This window comes from Bacillus sp. 2B09 (genome assembly GCF_003946835.1).
GTDB lineage: Bacteria > Bacillota > Bacilli > Bacillales > Bacillaceae > Bacillus > Bacillus altitudinis.
Genome location: NZ_RPSG01000001.1, coordinates 127,491 through 145,927, shown reverse-complemented (window position 1 = coordinate 145,927; position 18,437 = coordinate 127,491). Strand labels below are relative to the sequence as shown.

19 protein-coding genes are annotated in these 18,437 nt (G+C 38.3%); 14 read left to right on the top strand and 5 right to left on the bottom strand.

The features are described from left to right. Positions 1 to 14: 14 nt before the first annotated feature. Positions 15 to 434, bottom strand: a complete 420-nt coding sequence (locus EBQ12_RS00740) for a hypothetical protein (RefSeq protein WP_024720408.1) — start codon at positions 432 to 434, stop codon at positions 15 to 17. A gap of 191 nt (positions 435 to 625) precedes the next feature. Between EBQ12_RS00740 and EBQ12_RS00735 the strand changes: the two genes are divergently transcribed. The 7 genes from EBQ12_RS00735 (at position 626) to EBQ12_RS00705 (ending at position 8,413) form a co-directional block, all read left to right on the top strand. Then, positions 626 to 1,465 carry an SMI1/KNR4 family protein gene (locus EBQ12_RS00735; protein WP_035700871.1) on the top strand — a complete coding sequence of 280 codons (840 nt, stop codon included), beginning with the start codon at positions 626 to 628 and terminating at the stop codon, positions 1,463 to 1,465. Between the two features lie 511 nt (positions 1,466 to 1,976). Beyond that, the gene (locus EBQ12_RS00730; RefSeq protein ID WP_035700873.1) at positions 1,977 to 3,068 is read left to right on the top strand and encodes a Rap family tetratricopeptide repeat protein; all 1,092 of its coding nucleotides are present in this window, start codon (positions 1,977 to 1,979) and stop codon (positions 3,066 to 3,068) included. A gap of 2 nt (positions 3,069 to 3,070) precedes the next feature. Next, complete coding sequence (locus EBQ12_RS19595) at positions 3,071 to 3,205, top strand: hypothetical protein (RefSeq protein WP_255201816.1); 135 nt, start codon at positions 3,071 to 3,073, stop codon at positions 3,203 to 3,205. Between the two features lie 841 nt (positions 3,206 to 4,046). Beyond that, positions 4,047 to 4,382: a hypothetical protein gene (locus EBQ12_RS00720; RefSeq protein ID WP_113747389.1), complete on the top strand. Its 336-nt coding sequence runs from the start codon at positions 4,047 to 4,049 to the stop codon at positions 4,380 to 4,382. Between the two features lie 561 nt (positions 4,383 to 4,943). Then, the gene (locus EBQ12_RS00715; RefSeq protein WP_125588813.1) at positions 4,944 to 5,822 is read left to right on the top strand and encodes a hypothetical protein; all 879 of its coding nucleotides are present in this window, start codon (positions 4,944 to 4,946) and stop codon (positions 5,820 to 5,822) included. Positions 5,823 to 6,005: 183 nt separating this feature from the next. Further along, positions 6,006 to 7,931, top strand: a complete 1,926-nt coding sequence (locus EBQ12_RS00710; protein ID WP_017367301.1) for a T7SS effector LXG polymorphic toxin — start codon at positions 6,006 to 6,008, stop codon at positions 7,929 to 7,931. 5 nt (positions 7,932 to 7,936) lie between these two features. Continuing rightward, complete coding sequence (locus EBQ12_RS00705) at positions 7,937 to 8,413, top strand: immunity protein YezG family protein (protein ID WP_017367302.1); 477 nt, start codon at positions 7,937 to 7,939, stop codon at positions 8,411 to 8,413. Between the two features lie 77 nt (positions 8,414 to 8,490). On the opposite strand, the gene EBQ12_RS00700 is transcribed toward EBQ12_RS00705, so the two are convergent. Then, entirely contained in the window at positions 8,491 to 8,952 is a 462-nt protein-coding gene (locus tag EBQ12_RS00700; RefSeq protein ID WP_017367303.1) for a macro domain-containing protein, read from the bottom strand. 165 nt (positions 8,953 to 9,117) lie between these two features. Here EBQ12_RS00700 and EBQ12_RS00695 point away from each other — a divergent pair, with 165 nt between their 5' ends. After that, positions 9,118 to 9,660 (top strand): GNAT family N-acetyltransferase, encoded by a 543-nt coding sequence (locus EBQ12_RS00695; protein ID WP_017367304.1) that lies wholly within the window; start codon positions 9,118 to 9,120, stop codon positions 9,658 to 9,660. Between the two features lie 140 nt (positions 9,661 to 9,800). Then, the gene (locus tag EBQ12_RS00690; RefSeq protein WP_008343955.1) at positions 9,801 to 10,382 is read left to right on the top strand and encodes an undecaprenyl-diphosphatase; all 582 of its coding nucleotides are present in this window, start codon (positions 9,801 to 9,803) and stop codon (positions 10,380 to 10,382) included. A 57-nt stretch (positions 10,383 to 10,439) separates the two neighbouring features. Here EBQ12_RS00690 and EBQ12_RS00685 read toward each other — a convergent pair whose 3' ends face one another. Further along, positions 10,440 to 10,811, bottom strand: a complete 372-nt coding sequence (locus EBQ12_RS00685; protein ID WP_008343954.1) for an iron chaperone — start codon at positions 10,809 to 10,811, stop codon at positions 10,440 to 10,442. 386 nt (positions 10,812 to 11,197) lie between these two features. On the opposite strand from EBQ12_RS00685, the gene EBQ12_RS00680 reads away from it, so the two are divergent. The 5 genes from EBQ12_RS00680 to EBQ12_RS00660 all read left to right on the top strand — a co-directional run bounded on the left by EBQ12_RS00680 (position 11,198) and on the right by EBQ12_RS00660 (position 15,726). Then, complete coding sequence (locus EBQ12_RS00680) at positions 11,198 to 11,851, top strand: CotZ-related putative spore coat protein (protein ID WP_017367305.1); 654 nt, start codon at positions 11,198 to 11,200, stop codon at positions 11,849 to 11,851. A gap of 74 nt (positions 11,852 to 11,925) precedes the next feature. Further along, a complete protein-coding gene (locus EBQ12_RS00675; protein WP_008343952.1) occupies positions 11,926 to 12,270 on the top strand; it encodes a DUF3992 domain-containing protein in 345 nt (114 codons plus the stop codon). Positions 12,271 to 12,314: 44 nt separating this feature from the next. Next, positions 12,315 to 13,685 carry a BclA C-terminal domain-containing protein gene (locus EBQ12_RS00670; protein ID WP_125588811.1) on the top strand — a complete coding sequence of 457 codons (1,371 nt, stop codon included), beginning with the start codon at positions 12,315 to 12,317 and terminating at the stop codon, positions 13,683 to 13,685. Positions 13,686 to 13,929: 244 nt separating this feature from the next. Then, complete coding sequence (locus EBQ12_RS00665) at positions 13,930 to 15,042, top strand: response regulator aspartate phosphatase (RefSeq protein WP_056703282.1); 1,113 nt, start codon at positions 13,930 to 13,932, stop codon at positions 15,040 to 15,042. 462 nt (positions 15,043 to 15,504) lie between these two features. Beyond that, positions 15,505 to 15,726 (top strand): hypothetical protein, encoded by a 222-nt coding sequence (locus tag EBQ12_RS00660; protein WP_024719106.1) that lies wholly within the window; start codon positions 15,505 to 15,507, stop codon positions 15,724 to 15,726. A 39-nt stretch (positions 15,727 to 15,765) separates the two neighbouring features. On the opposite strand, the gene EBQ12_RS00655 is transcribed toward EBQ12_RS00660, so the two are convergent. Together EBQ12_RS00655 and EBQ12_RS00650 are read right to left on the bottom strand one after the other, a co-directional pair. Then, positions 15,766 to 16,461 (bottom strand): YoaK family protein, encoded by a 696-nt coding sequence (locus EBQ12_RS00655; RefSeq protein ID WP_125588809.1) that lies wholly within the window; start codon positions 16,459 to 16,461, stop codon positions 15,766 to 15,768. 34 nt (positions 16,462 to 16,495) lie between these two features. Next, the gene (locus tag EBQ12_RS00650) at positions 16,496 to 18,361 is read right to left on the bottom strand and encodes a DNA ligase D (RefSeq protein ID WP_125588807.1); all 1,866 of its coding nucleotides are present in this window, start codon (positions 18,359 to 18,361) and stop codon (positions 16,496 to 16,498) included. Positions 18,362 to 18,437: the final 76 nt, after the last annotated feature.

The following is an 18,437-nucleotide window of genomic DNA, read 5'->3' as shown; positions in this document are numbered from 1 at the left end:
AAAAATATATGAAATTATTTTATTTCCTCATCCATTACTTTCTTATACTTTTCAAATTCAGCATCTTTCATTTCACCGTTCATTTGTAATAAAAAGTTTCCTTTTGAATAGGTGTGAGAGAAGAACATAGATCCAGCATTGCCTAACTCATCATAATAGGATTTCGCCTGCTGTAAATCAGTTTCATTTCCAAATTTAAAAATCCTTCCGCCAGCATTTTCACCTAAGGAAGGAACGAGAATTCTTTTTCCTTCTTCTCTTATATTTCCAAACTCTTTTTGTTTAAGATCAGATGGTTTTTCTGCTTCAAGGCCAGCACTTTTAAAAGCTTCAATAATATTGGCTGTCGTGAGCTGTTTTTCATTTGATGCTGCGCTACTGCAAGCTGTTAGCATCATTAAACAAATAAAAATGAATATAGATAATTTCTTCATATTGGATCCTCCTGATTTTTAGGTGCAAAGGAAATTTTACATGAAGTACCTTCTTTTTACTATCGTTTCGACAAAAATAGACAACGTGAATGACTAAGTAACTAAGGTTCTTCTTTTATTTTGCCTAAATTGTTAAATATACTCAGCAAGATGGTATACTTATGTGCATATTTTACTAGGAGGCATTCATCTTGAAATCATTTTGGGAAATAGACGAGGAAGGTTACTATACGTTAAAAAAGATCAACGAAGCAGAAATAGCTAAAGCTGAAAAGAAACTTGGTGTCACTTTGCCAGATACATATAAAAAGCTCATATTAGAGCAGAATGGTGGTAATACCATTCATAATGCTTTTCCAACCACTCACTCTAATTCATGGGCTGAGGATCATATTCAATTTAATCACCTGCTGGGAATTGCTGAAGATGAAGGAATTATGGATAGTGCCTATTTAATAAAAGAGTGGGAGCTGCCAGAAGGGCTTGTTTTGATTTTTGGGGATGGTCACACTTGGGTAACGATGGATTATCGAAAAACGAAAGAGAATCCTGCAATTCATTATTATGATGTTGAGATGGAAGAAGACTTTAAGTTAGCAGATTCCTTTGATGAATTCATTGAGGGGCTTTATACAGTTGAGTACAGTGTTGATGAGGAAGCAGCAGAGGGTGAATATGAACTTTCTGAAGTTCATTTAAGTAAAGAAGAACTTGAAGCCATATTTGAATTGGACGTCCTTGATGAAGAGAATCTTTATAAAATTCAATATTACCCGATGGTTGATTTGAACGAAATTGAATGGTTTTTTAAAAAGATGCAATATCACATTGAAAAAACAAAAGATGAAGATGATCTTTATGAAGTAGCTTCTACGGTTAACAACGCTCTCTTATTGAATCCAAATATGCCAATCAACGATAAAATTAATGAGATTTTACAGCAAATAGCTAAATTTCTAGAAAAAAATGATGAACCACTATTAGTGAATCTCGGAGAACATATTGCTATGAAAACAAGTTTCCTTTATTAAGCTTTGATCTGGCATAGGCTGTCCATACTGATGGAAGATCATTTTAGGAAAAAATGCAAAAGAGAGCATTCTGTCTAGAGTTGCTCTCTATATTACATCTGTTTTTATTAATCAGTAATTCAGTGCTTAAAAATCCAATAAATCAAGGTTGATGATCCACGAAGACATATAAAGACAATATAGTACACTTGTGGGAACGCGATCAGTATATGCCTCAATATCACTTCTAAGCAATTCTTCATGTTTTGAAGAGGAAACGCTTCTTCTATGTAATAAACTTACGCTAGAAAACATTTGTTACTTCTTGTGTTACAGTATACCTATGTTTAACTATTCACTGCCATGTCATTCCTATTTTAATGCGTTCTACACAAAACATACCTTTTATAAATAAACATTATTGTATTTTGCGGGATACCGAAAACTTTTAAAATAAGCACCTTGTCTTTACATATGTTGTAAATGTCATGTTAAAATTATACAAAGGAAATGATAGCAAGGGGGTAATGGAATGTCGAATTTGATTGCTTCTGTAGATGTAGCAAACACTCTCAACAAATGGTATTTACATATTAAAAAGAGAGAAGTTTCACAAGCAGTAGAGTTGAGGGATGAGATTCAAGATATGTTAGGCGAAATGGAAGAAAATCAAGATGTTTTACTCTATTTCAATATTCTTGATTACAGGTTTAAGGTGCTTATGGAAGATTTAGTTGGGCAACCAACCATAACAGAAAGTGAAAGAGTCAAAACAGATGACATGCTAAGGTTTTACTTTTATCTTTTTAAAGGTATGTATGAGAGTGCAAAGAATAACTATTCAGAAGCTCTAGTCCTATTCAGAGTAGCTGAGAGACAACTGGACAAGGTACATGATGAAATTGAAAAGGCCGAATTCCATTATAAAATTGGTACACTCTACTATTTCAATAAGGTCACGCTCCTTTCTCACCATCATCTACAAACAGCAAAGGACATCTACAAGGGTCATGAAGGCTACAGCATACAGACCATAAACTGTAATATGTTGTTGGCACTGAATTTGATTGATGATGGTAGACTAGACAAAGCTGAAAAAATGCTTTTGGATTGTGTTGAGAGACTAATTGAAAAGAATGATAAGAGATTGTTAGCGTTAGCTTATTATGATCTAGGATTTCTAAAAATTCAGGATGACCACCATATAGAAGCAATTGAATATTTCAACAAAGCAATTTCCGCAGATGATCTAAAACAGTCAGCTCCCGTTTCATACTTACAATGTGCGTATGAATTTGCAAGATCAAGCTATAAATCAAATCAGTTGGATCAGGCAATAAGTTGGGTTGCTGAGGGGAAAGCCTTTTCTAAAGAACAGCAGAACACAAACTTTATTTTGAAATTCAATATCCTTGAGAAATGTTATACAACACCACAGGAAAGCTCTGAGGATATTAAGAAAGAACTAGGACTTTTGGAAGAAAGAAAAGCATATGTTGATATAGAGGCTTTAGCTCCTGATGTTGCCTCCATTTATAAGAAGTTAAATCTTTATGAAGAAAGTAACTATTTCTTGGAATTGGCTTTAAAATCTTGTACGCTTATAGGAAAGGAGGTCATATGATCATGAAAAAAGTAATGATGATGATTACTACTGCTTTGCTATTAGGTACAATTCTTGGAATGCCTGTTGTACAACAAACTCAGTCAGATGTTAAAGATGAGATAGTGTTACTTTCCTCAAGAGGTGCAGGATCATAAAAGGGATAGGGTTTTAATTCATCACTGCGAAGTATAATTGTTTAAAAAATGATAAAGTGGATTAAAGTGTCAGGCTCCTTATGGTATAAAAGAATATGCCATAATGGAGTCTTTTTTATATTAGATGCTCCATTTACTTTGATGGCAGCGTATAGAGATACTAAAAAACAAATGAATTTATTAAGCTTTTTGAAGAGGAAACTTTTAATGTCAGTTAGAGGAAATCTGGGTATTACCCAATTTCACTGTATATATTTATGCGAGAGCTGTATAAAGTATGGGATTCTGAAAAGCTGAAAAAATGTATGAAGAATTTCAGGATGTTTTTATGAAGAAAGAGAAGAAAACAATAGGAGGTAAAAACAAATATAGTACATACTTTCAATTTTGTTACTTAAATCCTAAATATGGAACTGACTGTAGAATGTTGAGACTGATTGTTTTATAATTTCACGGTAACATAACTTTCTCTGGATTGTAATTAAAAGTATAAAACGTAAGTGAAAGTATATCGGGGGATTTGGATGATAAAAAAAGAAGTTTTTCAAATAGTTTTGTTTACAGTCCTTTTGGCTATTTTTCTTTATCAAGGTGTACAAAGAGATTTTCCTTTTGAATATCTGATTACATTAGTTACGTGCTATGTTGCTGTAATATTTTATAGAATTATAAAAGTAATAAAATATAAAAAGGAGCAAAGTACAGTTAAGTAGTTTGAGCTATTTTTGTTTGCGGTGTCCGCAATCACTATTGGGATCAGACGTTTGAGGTCATGGCTCTTTGGCATGTTGACATTAAGAATTATATAATGAACTAAATTTAACTTCGGAGGTGCTTTTATATGTCTATTCAAGTGGACGATGATGATGTTTTAGAGATGTGTAATATATATGCTCAAGAAACTCATCACAGAGAAGCATTGATTTTAGGAAACAGGAAGGGTCTATTGGAATTAAAAAATGCGATAGATCAGGCTTTAAAAACCGGTAGTGCTGTTGCAAATTTATACCCATCTGATTTTGAAGGGTATGAAACTTGTATTGCTCTAGTGGATGATGAAAAGCAGTTTGAGAAATTAATTACTCCTTATGTAGAGGAATATACACAAGATGATGATGCGATTGATCCAATTGATATTATTAAAGAGTACGATTCCAAAAAAGAAAAACTCTTATAATAGGGTTTTTCTTTTTTTAGTGGAGTATAGTTTCACCTTTTTTAGCTTTGTGTTTACTTGGAGTAAGGGATGGAGAAAGTTATGTAGGTGTGAAAATAAATAAATGGTAAACAGAATATTACAGGGTGGCATTACAACCCCAAGTGATTTGAGATGCAAAAAATTAATAAGTGTCTTAATGATTGCTATCATAATTTGATGAAGTTGTGATGGAGTTTGAACGTGAAAGTAATCTATGTGAGTACTGCCTACCGAAGTGTAGACTATAAGAGCAACTTTGCTAAATCATTTTTGAAAGGTCTTAAAAAATATGATATCGTTGAGAAAAAATTGTTGGGGGGATGTAAATGAAACGCACATTATATATGTTGTTAGGAGCCATCATTTTAACTTATTTTACTTTGATTTTACCTTTTTCAAAAATATACAACAGTGGACTGTTTGAAGTATTGTCTTTTTGGTTAATTCTAATCTTTGTATTTTCTTATAATAATAAAAACCATACTTGAGATATTTACGATTTTTTCTTTATATGGTAGTGTGTGGGCGGAGGTGTTTGGGATGAAAATCAGGTTCATACTCATTTTACTAGCTTTCGTATTCTCATTGACAATGTTTGGGGGTATTTCAAGTGCAAAAAGTAAGGAAACTAAAGATAATACAAGCCAAGAACATTCAGTCAAACTTGAAGTTGTCAAGTCTACTACATATTATAATTCACTAGATGGAGAACGAATTGAATATAATTCTGAGAATGAAAAGCGGATTGCAAAAACAAAATTAGAGGACATAAAGAAGTATAAAAAGCTCACAGGAAAAAGTATTTCATACGAAGATGTAGGGTTGAAAGATAATGGTGATTTAGGAGAATCTGATAAAATACATACCTTATCATCTTTACCGCCAACCGATCCGGCAACAAATAGCAAACTGCTTATTTCTCAACAAGTTTTTTATAAAGGTACATCTGGAACTAATTATAAATATCAATATCATTCTTATTCCGAATGGTTTAAAAAGCCTGTTAACCATAAAAAAGATGCGTTTGCAGTAGCTTGGGATACATCTGCAGTCCCTTTATCAGGTACTTTTGAGGGGTATTGGCAGCAACAAAAGGCCGTTGCTGATGGTAAAGGTGGCCTCACACATGTAACAGAAGATAAACAACTATCAGCTGATACAGACTCATACAAAAATTATGGTCATGGAGTTATTCTTTCACCTGGCTATGGAGATACTCAATTTATAACAATGGATAGAGATGTACTTGTTCCAAAGTCTAAAAAAGGAGATCCTGCAAATATTATCACAAAATATCATCACACTTATGCAACAATAAATGGTATTTCCATTAGTGTTGGCCCAGCTTCAATAAGTTTTAGTGATAGTTGGGGAGATGATTTAGTTACAGAATATAGCTTTGTATATGGAGATAGATAAGAGAAGAGGGAAGCCCTTCTCTTTATTAGGATTCCTTATTAATTCCTATTGATAACAGCATCTCATTCAATGAGTATGTTCAAATTCTTCAAAATTGGTTAAAAAACGATAAAGTGGATTAAAGTGTCAGGCTCCTTATGGTATTCTAGTAAAAGAATATGCCATAAAAGGAGTCTTTTTTATATGAAAATATTAGATGCTCCATCTTTACTATCAGCTGTAGAACAGAGATCAAAGGCCTATCATGAGCTTCAAGAAGAAATGAAACTTGTGAAAAAAGCATTAAAAAGTGTGTCGGGCTTAGGTGATGAATTTACTGGAAAAGGTGCAGACAATATCAAATCTTTTTATGAGGATCTTGCGCTGTACACAGACACATATCTTGATTTTATCGATATGCAGAAAGCTTTTTTAGATGGGGTGAAAGGAAAGCTTGATGATGAATCATTAGGCGGGAGTACTTTTATTGATGAGCACTTTTTAGACACTCAATTGAAACAAGGGATTCAGAACAATAAAGATATGGTCAAAGAACAAAAAGAGGCACTTTCCACTATTTTTGACGATATCAGTGATTTAATTGAATTACATACTTTTTCAAGTAAAGAGGTCAATGAACATTTAGACGATGCGAACAAAAAAAGAAAAGAGACCATTGAAGTTTTACATCAAATAGACAATGATTTAAAAACGGAATACGCAAAGTCAGAAGCGGTTGAGAACCACCTCAACACTTTTTATGCAAAGATGATGGCTGCTACTGGAAAAGGAAAAAATGCTCAGCCAATGTATTATGATGCAAAAGCATTTCATGAGACAGACGTGTACAAGAACCATGATCAGATTGATGCTCAAGTGAAAGCCTATTTAAAGGTGAAAAAAGAAGAAAAAGAAAAAAGAAGAATCAAAGAACTGAAAGAAAAGCTCAATGATCCTTCGTGTCTATCAGAAGCGAAATACTTTGAGATTGTAGATGAGATCGGTTATGAGAATCTCACATATGATCAAAAAATGTATTACAGTCAGCTTCTCCACATCAAAGCACAGGAAGAAGCATCGGAGGTGTTCATTGATAGTGTAAAAGGTGCTGCAGTTGGTCTATATGATGTGGCAAAAGATACAGTGACCGGAATCTATGATCTTGTCACTGACCCTGGTGGGGCTGTGGAATCAGTTGTAACGGCTGTTTCACATCCAATTGAAACATCGAAAGCGATTGGAAAATCGATTTCAGACTCATTCCAAAAAGAAGTCATAAATGGTGACGCGTATTCACGGTCACACTGGTTCGCCTATGCGACTGGTTCTCTTGCAGAAATTGTCTTTGGTTCTAAAGGGGCAGGAGCCATCACAAAAACAGGGACAACAGCTGCCAAAACAACAGTGAAGAAAGGCCTTGAACAAGGGGCAAAATCAATAGATAGAGTCTCTATTCCGAATCTATTGCCATACTCACCAAAGTTTCAAATGGCTGGTGGACCGAAGCTGCCGTATAACGTGTTTGACGGAGAAAATCTCAAAAATAAACTTCTCTCCATGGCAAAGCGTCTAGACAACAACTCAGGATACGGTATCTCTCAGACAGGCAGAAGATTACCGGCACCAAAATCACCACCGACCGTTGTCAGTTACGGAGATCATTATGTGAGATGGAAACGCAAGAAGGTATTAAAACCGAATGTCGTTTATTCAACAAAGCAAGGTTACACCTACACAACAGATCACTATGGTCGCATTGTCAAAGTCGAAGCAAGTGATTTAAAATATGGAGAGGTCAAAAGAAACCAATATGCTCAATCCAATTCAGGAAAGCCGGATCGATTGCTGGATGATGATGGTGGTCATCTGATAGCGTCTATTTTTAAAGGTTCTGGTGATATTGATAATCTGGTGCCGATGAATTCGCAGATTAATCGTAGTGGCGGGAAATGGTATGAGATGGAACAAAAATGGAGAAAAGCATTAGCATCTGATCCACCAAAGCGTGTAGAAGTTATAATTGAGCCGAAATATTTAAATGATTCAATTAGACCCTCTGAGTTTGGTGTGTTTTATAGCATAGAAGGAAAAGAAAAGTATCTAATTATTGAAAATAAAATCGGAGGGTGAATAATATGGAAAACATAACAATAGATTCTATCTATCAAAAAATAGCTGAACTTATTCATGATAACATTCCAGTTGAATGGGAAAAAATACGAATGTATACGGAAGTGGTCAAACACGAAGCAGAAATAACTTTTTACTTTAGAAAAAAGGGTGATAAGGAGTTTATTTACGGGCACAATATACCTAAATTATTTAATATCAGTAGATCAATATATATGGATTTTTTAGTTGAGTTAACACGATTATTTAGACAGTTAAAAACATTTTATGAAAAAAATAATTATGGTTCATGGACTAATCTCACGCTTGAGATGGAGCATTCAGGTAAATTCTCGATTGAATATGGGTATGAAGATATTTTCTCATTAGGTATTGATGGTGATCAAAGAATAGCCGTTTGGGAATACGAAACGTTCGGATTTCTACCTGAAGATGAGGAAGATAAAGAAGCTGTGCTAAATTATTTGAAAAATAACAAATAGCAATTAGCAAATGACCCTCCAAATAAATGAAGGAGGGTTTTTGTAATATTTGTTTTCATCAGAATTTCTCATTTCACCTATTTAAACCGATAAACCGTCACTTCACAATCGCCAAGAACCTCTTCCATCATCTCTCGAACAATCGTCCAATCGCCGCCTGCCAAGCCGCAGCCGATCCCATAAGGAATGGCGATAGAATGAAGGGGATGCTCTTCATTTAGATTTGTCACTGTCTGTTTTAGATGTTCAAAGCAGCTGCGTAATGCGTCGTCATCTGTTTGTTTTGTTTTTCTTCCGTATCCAACTTGGGCGAATAAGTTGGCAATGGTTTTTCCGTCGCTCGTTGTGATGAGCTGAACGGAGCTTAATAAATCATCTCCTTGTTCTGCACATAACCGTTTATAGTCTTTATACACATTTGGATATTTGCTTTTGATCTGCTTTGCTAACCCTGCTCCCATGACACCCTTACAATTCACTTGGTGACAGATGATGTCTTCTTCTGCGTCTAAGATATTGCCTTCTACCGTTTTGATCATTTCAAGTCATCCCTTTTCAATAAAATGCAAACTTATGTTCTATTATATCAGTTTTGATGACATTATGTTTAAAAAAATGGATACGTTCATACGATCAAATTGGCAAAAACAGTCCATGACATCTAAAATAGTGAAAGATAAAGAAAAAGTAGTAAGGAGAGTCTTATGGATAAAATAGAAACAAATCGGTTAATTCTTAGACCATTTCGTGATGAAGATGCACCCGGAATGCTTGCATACTTGTCTCAACCAAGAGTGAATTGTTTTCTGGATGATCAAATCTCTACATTAGAAGAAGCGGTAGCTAAGGTGCAAAAAAGAAAAGCAGATCACTCTTATATGGCGGTTTGTTTAAAAGAAAGTCAGTTGATTATCGGTGAACTGTTTTATCTAAAAGATGAGCCGGATACGTATTCGATTGGCTGGAATTTTCATGCGTCATATGAAGGAAAGGGATATGCCCGTGAAAGTGCTGAAGCGCTCTTGTCATATCTTTTTGTCAATCAAGGAGCAAGGCGTTTATATGCATATGTAGAGGATGACAATGATCGATCTCAAACATTATGCGAACGTTTAGGCATGAGGAAAGAAGGCTTCTTTCTTGAGTTTGTTTCATTTACTACAAATGAGGATGGCACCCTCAAATATGAAAACACCTATCAATATGCTTTGCTGAAAAAAGAATGGGAGCAGTATCATTCTAAATAGTGCTTTGTTTCTTGGTATCCGAATGACAACGAAGTAACAAAAATGTGAGATGATCCCTTTATTTTGTTCGCTCGATCGATGTCACGGTCTTCTTTTTTCATTTATCCTTTTCCTAAACGAAGCAAAAGGAATGAAATGAGATGCAGGAGTTTAATGAACGGGTATTTCGGTCGATTAATCAACTTAGTATGAATCACGATGTCTTAAATCCAGTTCTTATTGGATTGGCTGAATATTCAGTGATGTTCATTGCGATCATATTTTTGATCATGTGGTTTCAAAATCGGAGCAGAAGAAACAGATGGATGATGATATCTGCTGGGTTGACCTTTATCTTGGCAGAGATGTTAGGGAAAGTCGCTGGGCTCTTTTATTCCAATCAGCAGCCCTTTGCAGAATTGAATCATGTTAATCTTTTAATCGAAAAGGAAGTGAACAACTCTTTTCCGAGTGATCACACCATTTTTATTTTTTCCATTTGTATAGTCTTATGGCTTTTTCACAAGCGTCGTATTTATTGGCTTTTCATTGCCTGCGCTGTAGGATTTTCAAGGATTTGGGTAGGTGTTCATTATCCATTTGATGTGCTGGCAGGTGCTGTGATCGCTTGTTTAACGGCGGTAACGGTTGTTTATTTGCCGCTATTCCAAAAGGGCGTTAGCCTGCTTCTGTCGTGCTTTGAATGGGTGGAGCAGAAATGGGCAGGAGAGAGAACCAAATAAAATGTAAGTCCACGAAAAAACACCCCAATCTGTTATGAAATCAGATCGGGGTGTTTATTATTTTCGCCAAAATGTGGAACAATCTGCTTTGTCTTCAATGTTAAATTCAATGATTTTTTTAAGTAGAGGATAGTCAATCGGTAAGCTTTCCTTCATCCGAAACATCTTTTTTCCATGGTCATAACCAGCTTGTACAATATCTGCTGAAAAGTGATCAATCCCTTTTCCTTCTGGTGCGACAGAAATGTGGTGTTTTGCGACGCTAAATCCGATAATAAATGTGCCATGATCTGTGAACATGGGCTGATTCCAAGCAATTCTGGGCTCTAATTGAGGGAATGTGTCTGAAATCCATTGTAAGATGTCTTGCATGCGCTGTTTCAGCTCTGGATGACCGATGTTGCTTACATATTCTTCAAAAACCTGCATTGTTTTCATCCTCCATATTCATCAAGCCTCAGACGGGATTCGAACCCGCACTCCTTTCGTAAGCATAGGCTAGGGGGCAACACGCTTCCCTACGGAATTTCACCGACAGGAGTTTCACCTGTCTCAGCTCATTTGCTTTTCGGTGCTTCTGAAACCCTTGCCTTGCGACCCGCCAGCTACAATTGTTTTACGGCGCTCTTCCCTTCTAGAGCTACTGAGGCACGGAAGTTCTTGTTCATATTATATAGAGAAACTTGAAAAATGAAAAGCTATGCTCATCATCTAATCCAATCGCGCACAAAATAGTCAAAGGCACATATGATAAAAGACCATATAGTTATGTATACAGCATGGAATTGGGCTGATTGTAAGTGACAAACCTGTTGATGAGTAAACTAAAAGAGATAAACAATCAAACAAAATTAGAAGGCTTTACTCACAAACGTTCGATGAGTTCTCCCTTTTTGCTCACCATGGAAGATGGGGAACCTTTTTACTCATGGGTGTTTTTTGAAAGAAGTGTGTTTAAGACTTGCTATTTTTCTTTGAGCTCTATCAATGAAAAGCAAAATTGTGTGCTGTTGGAACTTCTTGTACCGTGCTGCAATAGATCAACATGCTGTCAAAAAGTTTTGTATCGATCTAGTTCGAAAATTCTTGTCGATCTTTCTTTTTTATGTGGAATGATTGAAGTAGAGCTTCCTGTATATGATGCGCTTATTTTAAAAAACATAGAATCTCACCACATCTTTCTTTGTTTTTCCACATCGTCCAGTTCGGTGGAAGTATGGCGGAATGGAACAAAATTTCTCAATACGGCAACTGTTGTGTTGCATCATCAAGATCATCAGGATGTACCAGTCGCAATTAGGATTCAAACTGGTACATTTTGTTATGATCTTCTTGTCCAAAAAGGAGAAAGTCGTGCGATTACTGTGAAAGATGTGAAATTTATCTTGAAATCTCCATCAACTGAAAGTGTGCAAGCACGATTAGACATGCAAATCAACATGGTGCAAAGAAGAAAAATAAAGCTTTGAAGCTGTGATAATCGCACAATCATCCAATATCAATGGATCATAGTCTATCAAGATTAGGTTGAAGGAGGGTTAAAATGGCTATTTTAGGCGGATGTAGTAATGAACAAGCGGGCTTTGTAAATGATGCAGTATGCTTCACACTTGATTTAGCAGCAGCAGCTGATGCAGTTGTCGTCTGGACAGATGGAACACCTTATGTCATAAACGGAACCATCATGGTGGAAAACAATGGGATTGTGGCTGTGGCACCTACCGTGGCTTTAGAGGTAAACGGTACAGCTGTTCCTGATTTCACGGTACCGCCAGGAGAGAGTCGATCCATTACGCTCAGTGATCTGAACTCAATTGGGATTTTAGCTACTGGTGGAACCTCGACTGGAAGTATTGTCGTTTCGTTTTCTCTCAATTATCAGTATTAGTGTGTATGTCTTGATGATTCCACAGTTTGAAAGTAGTGAGAGACATGTGCGCCCAACTTAATATGTGTGGAGGAATAACTGGTCCAACCGGGGCCACGGGTTCAACGGGAGTAACTGGCCCAACGGGAGCCACGGGTTCATCCGGAGTAACTGGTCCAACCGGTGCAACGGGCTCAACGGGAGTAACTGGCCCAACGGGAGCCACGGGTTCAACAGGAGTAACTGGTCCAACGGGGGTAACCGGCTCAACCGGAGCCACGGGTTCAACGGGAGTAACTGGCCCAACGGGAGCCACGGGTTCAACCGGAGTCACGGGTCCAACGGGAGTAACCAGCCCAACGGGAGCCACGGGTTCAACGGGAGTAACCGGCCCAACGGGAGCCACGGGTTCAACCGGAGTCACGGGTCCAACGGGAGTAACCGGCCCAACGGGAGCCACGGGTTCAACAGGAATAACTGGTCCAACGGGAGCCACGGGTTCAACCGGAGTCACGGGTCCAACGGGAGTAACCAGCCCAACGGGAGCCACGGGTTCAACGGGAGTAACCGGCCCAACGGGAGCCACGGGTTCAACGGGAGTAACTGGCCCAACGGGAGCCACGGGTTCAACCGGAGTCACTGGTCCAACGGGAGCCACGGGTTCAACCGGAGTCACTGGTCCAACGGGAGCCACGGGTTCAACAGGAATAACTGGTCCAACGGGAGCCACGGGCTCAACGGGAGTAACTGGCCCAACGGGAGCCACGGGTTCAACAGGAATAACCGGTCCAACGGGAGCCACGGGCTCAACGGGATCGACGGGTTTAACGGGAGCCACGGGCTCAACGGGATCGACGGGTCCAACGGGAGTAACTGGCCCAACGGGAGCCACGGGTTCAACAGGAATAACCGGCCCGACTGGAGCCACGGGTTCAACCGGTGCAACGGGCACAACTGGTGCCACAGGTCCAACAGGAGTAACTGGTCCAACCGGAGCCACAGGTGACACAGGTCCAACCGGTACTAGTTTAACAACTAACTCGATGTACGCATCCAATACGTCGGGAAGTACGGTGCTGGTTGTTTTGGGCGGAACGGCAGTGACGCTGCCTAATAACCAAAGTTTAGATGGATTTACCGTAAGTGGTGGTAATACGGTGTTTACTGTACCTGTTTCAGGACGATATTTCATCACGTATCAAGTAAATACAAACGCTGCACTTCTGGCAGGAACAAGAGTAATTAACAACGGAACCCCCATAGCAGGGTCTATTTTAACACCTGCTTTATCTACATCTACCTACAATGTATCTCTCATTACAACACTTGCAGCAGGGAATCAAATTTCTCTTCAAATATTCGGTTTAGTCGCAACCGTAGTATTACTTGGCGGGGGATCTGTTGGAGCGGCATTAACCATTATCAGATTGGAATAAATCCAAAAAGCCCAATAAGGGCTTTTTTTCAATTCAACCGTGTCCTTTAATAGAAAAAAGACGGAATTTTTAGTGTATGCATCATTGACTAGGAGAAAGAAACGCAATAACGAAGGAATCGGTTATTGAAGATTCAAGTGATTCATATTAAAATGATGTCAAATGGACTAATTAGCAATTGCTAATAGAAGTTCCATATTTAGTGAAATCATGTGGTGTAGCTGAAGGTGATTGGGGGTGTAGAATGAGCAAAGTTCCTGTGGCGGAATTGGCATCACTATTAAATGACTGGAACATGGAAATCAAAAAAGATCATGCAGATGAGGCAGAACGGCTATTTGCTAAAGCGAAACAGGCAGTAGAGGAAATTGATGATGCTGACATCCTCATGTATTATTCTCTTCTAGAGAAAAGGCATCATATTCTGATGTACAATTTAAGAGGGCAAAAGGGCAATGTTTCAACGAAAAGTATAGAAGGCCATTATGGGAAAAAAGATGATGATTTGTCTAATCGCCTTGCTTATTATTTTGATTTTTATGAGGGTGTGTATGAACAGCATCAGGGGAATTATGAGGTTGCATTACAGATGTATCAAAGTGCGGAAAAGCTCTTAGATAAAATTCCAAGTGAAATCGAACGCGCTGATTTCGATTTTAAGGTCGCGTGGCTTTACTATCGCCTGAGTCATATTATGCTTTCATTAAGTTATATTCGTAGGGCTCTACACGTCTATAAGCGTCACAAGCACTATGAAAGAAGAACTGCACTTTCATATTCTCTTATTGCAGCTAACCTTACAGAGATTGGCAGGTACGAAGAAGCGCTTGAGAATTATCGTTTAGCGGAAGAGGTGTTGACTAGCGAACAGGATGATTTTATGCTGGCTCAGCACCACCATAATGTGGCCATTTTATATTCATTTTGGAATAAACCGAAAGAATCTATACGACATCTTGAAAAAGCATTGTCTCATCAAGAGTATTATGATTCAGATTTCTTTTTCCATTCTACGTATCTGATCAGCCGGGAACTCTGTGTGATTGGTGAAAAGCAGCGTGCAAGCCAGTATATAGAGGCTGCATATGCCCGAATGAAAGAAGCTTCTCATGAAGTGTTTCAGCTCAAAATAGGCATCGTACATGATCTTTACTTAACGAATGTACCACAAAGATTTCAGCAAATTAATGAGAAATTAAGAAAGTTAGAAGAAAAGAATGAATATCATGAAGTGAAAGAGCTTTCTCACTTTGCTGCAAAGTATTGTGAAAAGCAAGCACTTTATGAGCAGTCTGTTTTTTACTTGAATAAAAGTTTAGAAGCGGATTTACATATGAAAAGAATGGGGTTGATATAAGATGAAAACAGGATTAAAAGTATTATTCGTTGTAGGTTTAGCGGTCGCTGCGGCTGTTTTAACTGAAAATGTAGCGGGTTCTTTCGAAGTAGCAGAAAAAATCATTGGTGGTTAATCACCCAATCATATCTCGCCCTTGTTGATGATGATCAGCAAGGGTTTTTTATATGGGTGAAAATAGGCTCTTCTTATTAAACGCTGCAAGAACGTTTAATAAGAAGAATTCGCAACAAAGGGGGTGTGCAAATTTGTTACCTGCTCCATTATTCTAAATAAACATTGGGCAGAGCAACAAGTTAAAAAGGTCACCTTTCTTTGCTTAATTTAATTTTTTGCAGGACTTTTCATTCAAATTTCATCAAATTGGTCTATTGTACATAGAAATTGTTACAAAAGAGGGAACACCGCTCCATTTGTCACGCATATGATGAAATGAGGTGTAAGTTGAAGGCAGGTGATTGTATGGATTCACGGGTGTATGGAGGCTTTCATGGCGGCGGTTTTAGCGGCGGAGCAGTGGGACCTCATATTGGCTTTGGCGGGTATTATGTGAGCCCTGGCGTGTTCTCGGGCTTAGGAGGTTACCCTGGATATGGGGGGTTCGGGACGTTTTCTGGATATTCTCCATATGGCTCCACATTCATTATGGGGCGTCCTCCTGGTTTTTATGTAAGAAGTTATTAATGTTTCATCACAGTGATTGAAATAGCCATCTAAGATTGGCTATTTCAATTGGTGAAAGTGCTTAAATGTAGCTGTGATCACAATAACCCCTAGGATGCAAATAGGCAGCCAAATGATGATAAACGGATCGTACGCATCTGTATACGCTGCTAAAGCAGCACCTAGGCAGTAAAAGACAATAGAACCGATTCGCAGCAAGCTCACATGCTGAATAGGGGCTTTTCTTTTTTCCCGATTTGATAAGCGCTGCGCCAAATCTTCAAATAAGTTAGCAAGTGTACTCGTTAAAACTGTTGTAGAAATGCCAGCGACATTTAATTTGCGTGCGGCCGCCGTTTGCATGCCCATCGCCATACTTAAAAGGATAATCAGCATAAAATAAGCACCTTGCGTATAAGGAAAAATGGTCATAAGAGCAAATAGAAGCAAGATGATGAATTCTATGATAAAGATGCGTGTAACGGCTTTTGGCCAAAATGTTTTTTCTTGTTTTCCACCTATGACAACAGCTAGTAAAACACCTAGAACAAATCCACTAAGTGCCGTGATGGAATGAAGAGCGGTTAACTGCAATGAACTGCCTGCTGCAATGCCAAGCAGTACTATATTTCCCGTCATATTTGCTGTAAACACGTGCCCTAGGCTTAAATAGCCAATAACATCCACTATTCCTGCGGTAAGACATAAGAACATCAGGGCAATGTTTCGTATTGAGTGTGCGGTCAAAATGGTCATCCCTTTCTTTCTCTCTAATGAATAAGTGTAACGCTTAATGACCGCGTATGTCCATTTTATGAGCTGGTAACATGTCCTGCAGCTGATATAAAACTTGTCGAAAAGAATCATCATTCACATGGTGCCTCATTTGCCGGAATGGGTCGCCTTTTTCCTTTAGACGTTTCATAACAGCCGGCATCGTAAATAAAGAAGGGTGACATTCTTCGCTGTTTAATTCTTCCCATTCAATCGGTGTTGCAACAAGTCCGAGCTCGTTTCCTCTCGGGGAATACGGGGCGATGATTGTTTTTCCAGCATCATGTTGAAGGTAGTCTAAATATAAACGGTTGCCGCGGTTTTTCTTTAGACGCTCTAGCGTAAACAGCTCGGGTGCTTGTTCACATAAAAATTTGCAGATGAACGCAGTGAATTGTCTAGTTTGTTCATATGTGAAGGCATTTTTCTTCAATGGGATATAAACTTGTAGCCCTTTCCCACCACTTGTTTTAATAAATGCGGTGAGAAAGAGTCCATCTAAAATGGCCTTGATTCGTTTGGCTGCTTCTATTGCTAGATGAAACTCTTTAACAGAAGGCGGATCTAAATCAAATACAATTTCTACAGGCCGATCTGTATCTCTCGTTTCAAAAGGAATATGAAATTCCATCGCCAGCTGGTTACCAAGCCAAAGCAACGTGTCAGGATCATTACAGATTGTGTAAGTAATATCGTGCGCTTGATCTGTCTCAACAAAATCAGGCGCATAATCGGGCGTTGCCTTTTGATAAAAAGATTCTCCACCAGTGCCATGAGGAAAGCGTATTAACGTAAGACGTCTTTCACGTAAAAAGGGTAATAAATAGGGAGCGGCTTGCCTCAAATAAAGTAAGTAATCTGCCTTTGTGATATGAAGGGCAGGTACAACCGGTTTCTCTGGGTGGGTGACGTCAATCAAAGCTGGGAGCGGATAAAGCTGTTTGAGCATGTGTTGAAAGGTACACGTTTCTGGATCTGCATCGAATAAAAACGAAGAAAACCGGGGCTCTCGTAAGGCTGATCCATCAAAAGAGATACAGGCAATCTTTGCGACAATGGATGGTGGGATTTCATAATGTGATGCTTCAGTCATTTGACCTTTGGTTAGAAATAAGGTACGCAGGGTTTGTTCTTCTTCTTTAGAAAAACCATGCTTAAATTGGACAACCTCTATGAGATTCGTTTCTTGATAAAGACATCCTTGAAAATAGCCATTGTCTTTATCAAAACGAGTCACGATGACAGATACATACCGCCAATTTTTGATTTTGAGCCATTCTTTCGATCGGGTATGTTCCTGCCATTTACTCATCTTCTTTTTAGCAACTAATCCTTCCGCTAAATAGGTCAGCATGATTTTTTTCATGTCATCAGGGCTGCTATCGGTTTGGATGATTTGAAGAAGAGAGGGGTGATTCAGCTGAACGGAGGGAGGAAGATTTGCTGCTTGGAACACCTCATGCAGCTCAGCTTTTCTTACAATCAGCGGTAAATCAACGAGGGATTTCCCTTTGCATCTCAATAGATCAAATGCAATCAAATGGCATGGAAACCGCTTAGCCTGGCGTTGAATGGTTTCTGTGTTTTTCAGGCGGCCTCTTTGCTGAACTTTAGTAAAGTCGCTTTCTTGTTCACTCAGTAAAAAGACCAATTCTCCATCTAGGGTCAGCGGTAAAAAAGGTGCAAGCTGCTTCGTTAGTTGCTGGCACTGCTCAATGACTTCAGGAAATTGTTTGTTTAATCGTTTTCCCGCTCTGCTCTCTAAATGGATGGTGTCTTTTTCCCAAATAAGAATGGCCCTGAAGCCATCATATTTTAATTCATACAACCAGTCTGCTCCAACAGGAATACCATGTGCAGACGTTAAACGCATCGGTTTCATTGTGTTTTCACTTCCTTACATCATGTGTTCTTATGGTGGGATGAAATTTTCATAAACATACATAACTCTGATGAAA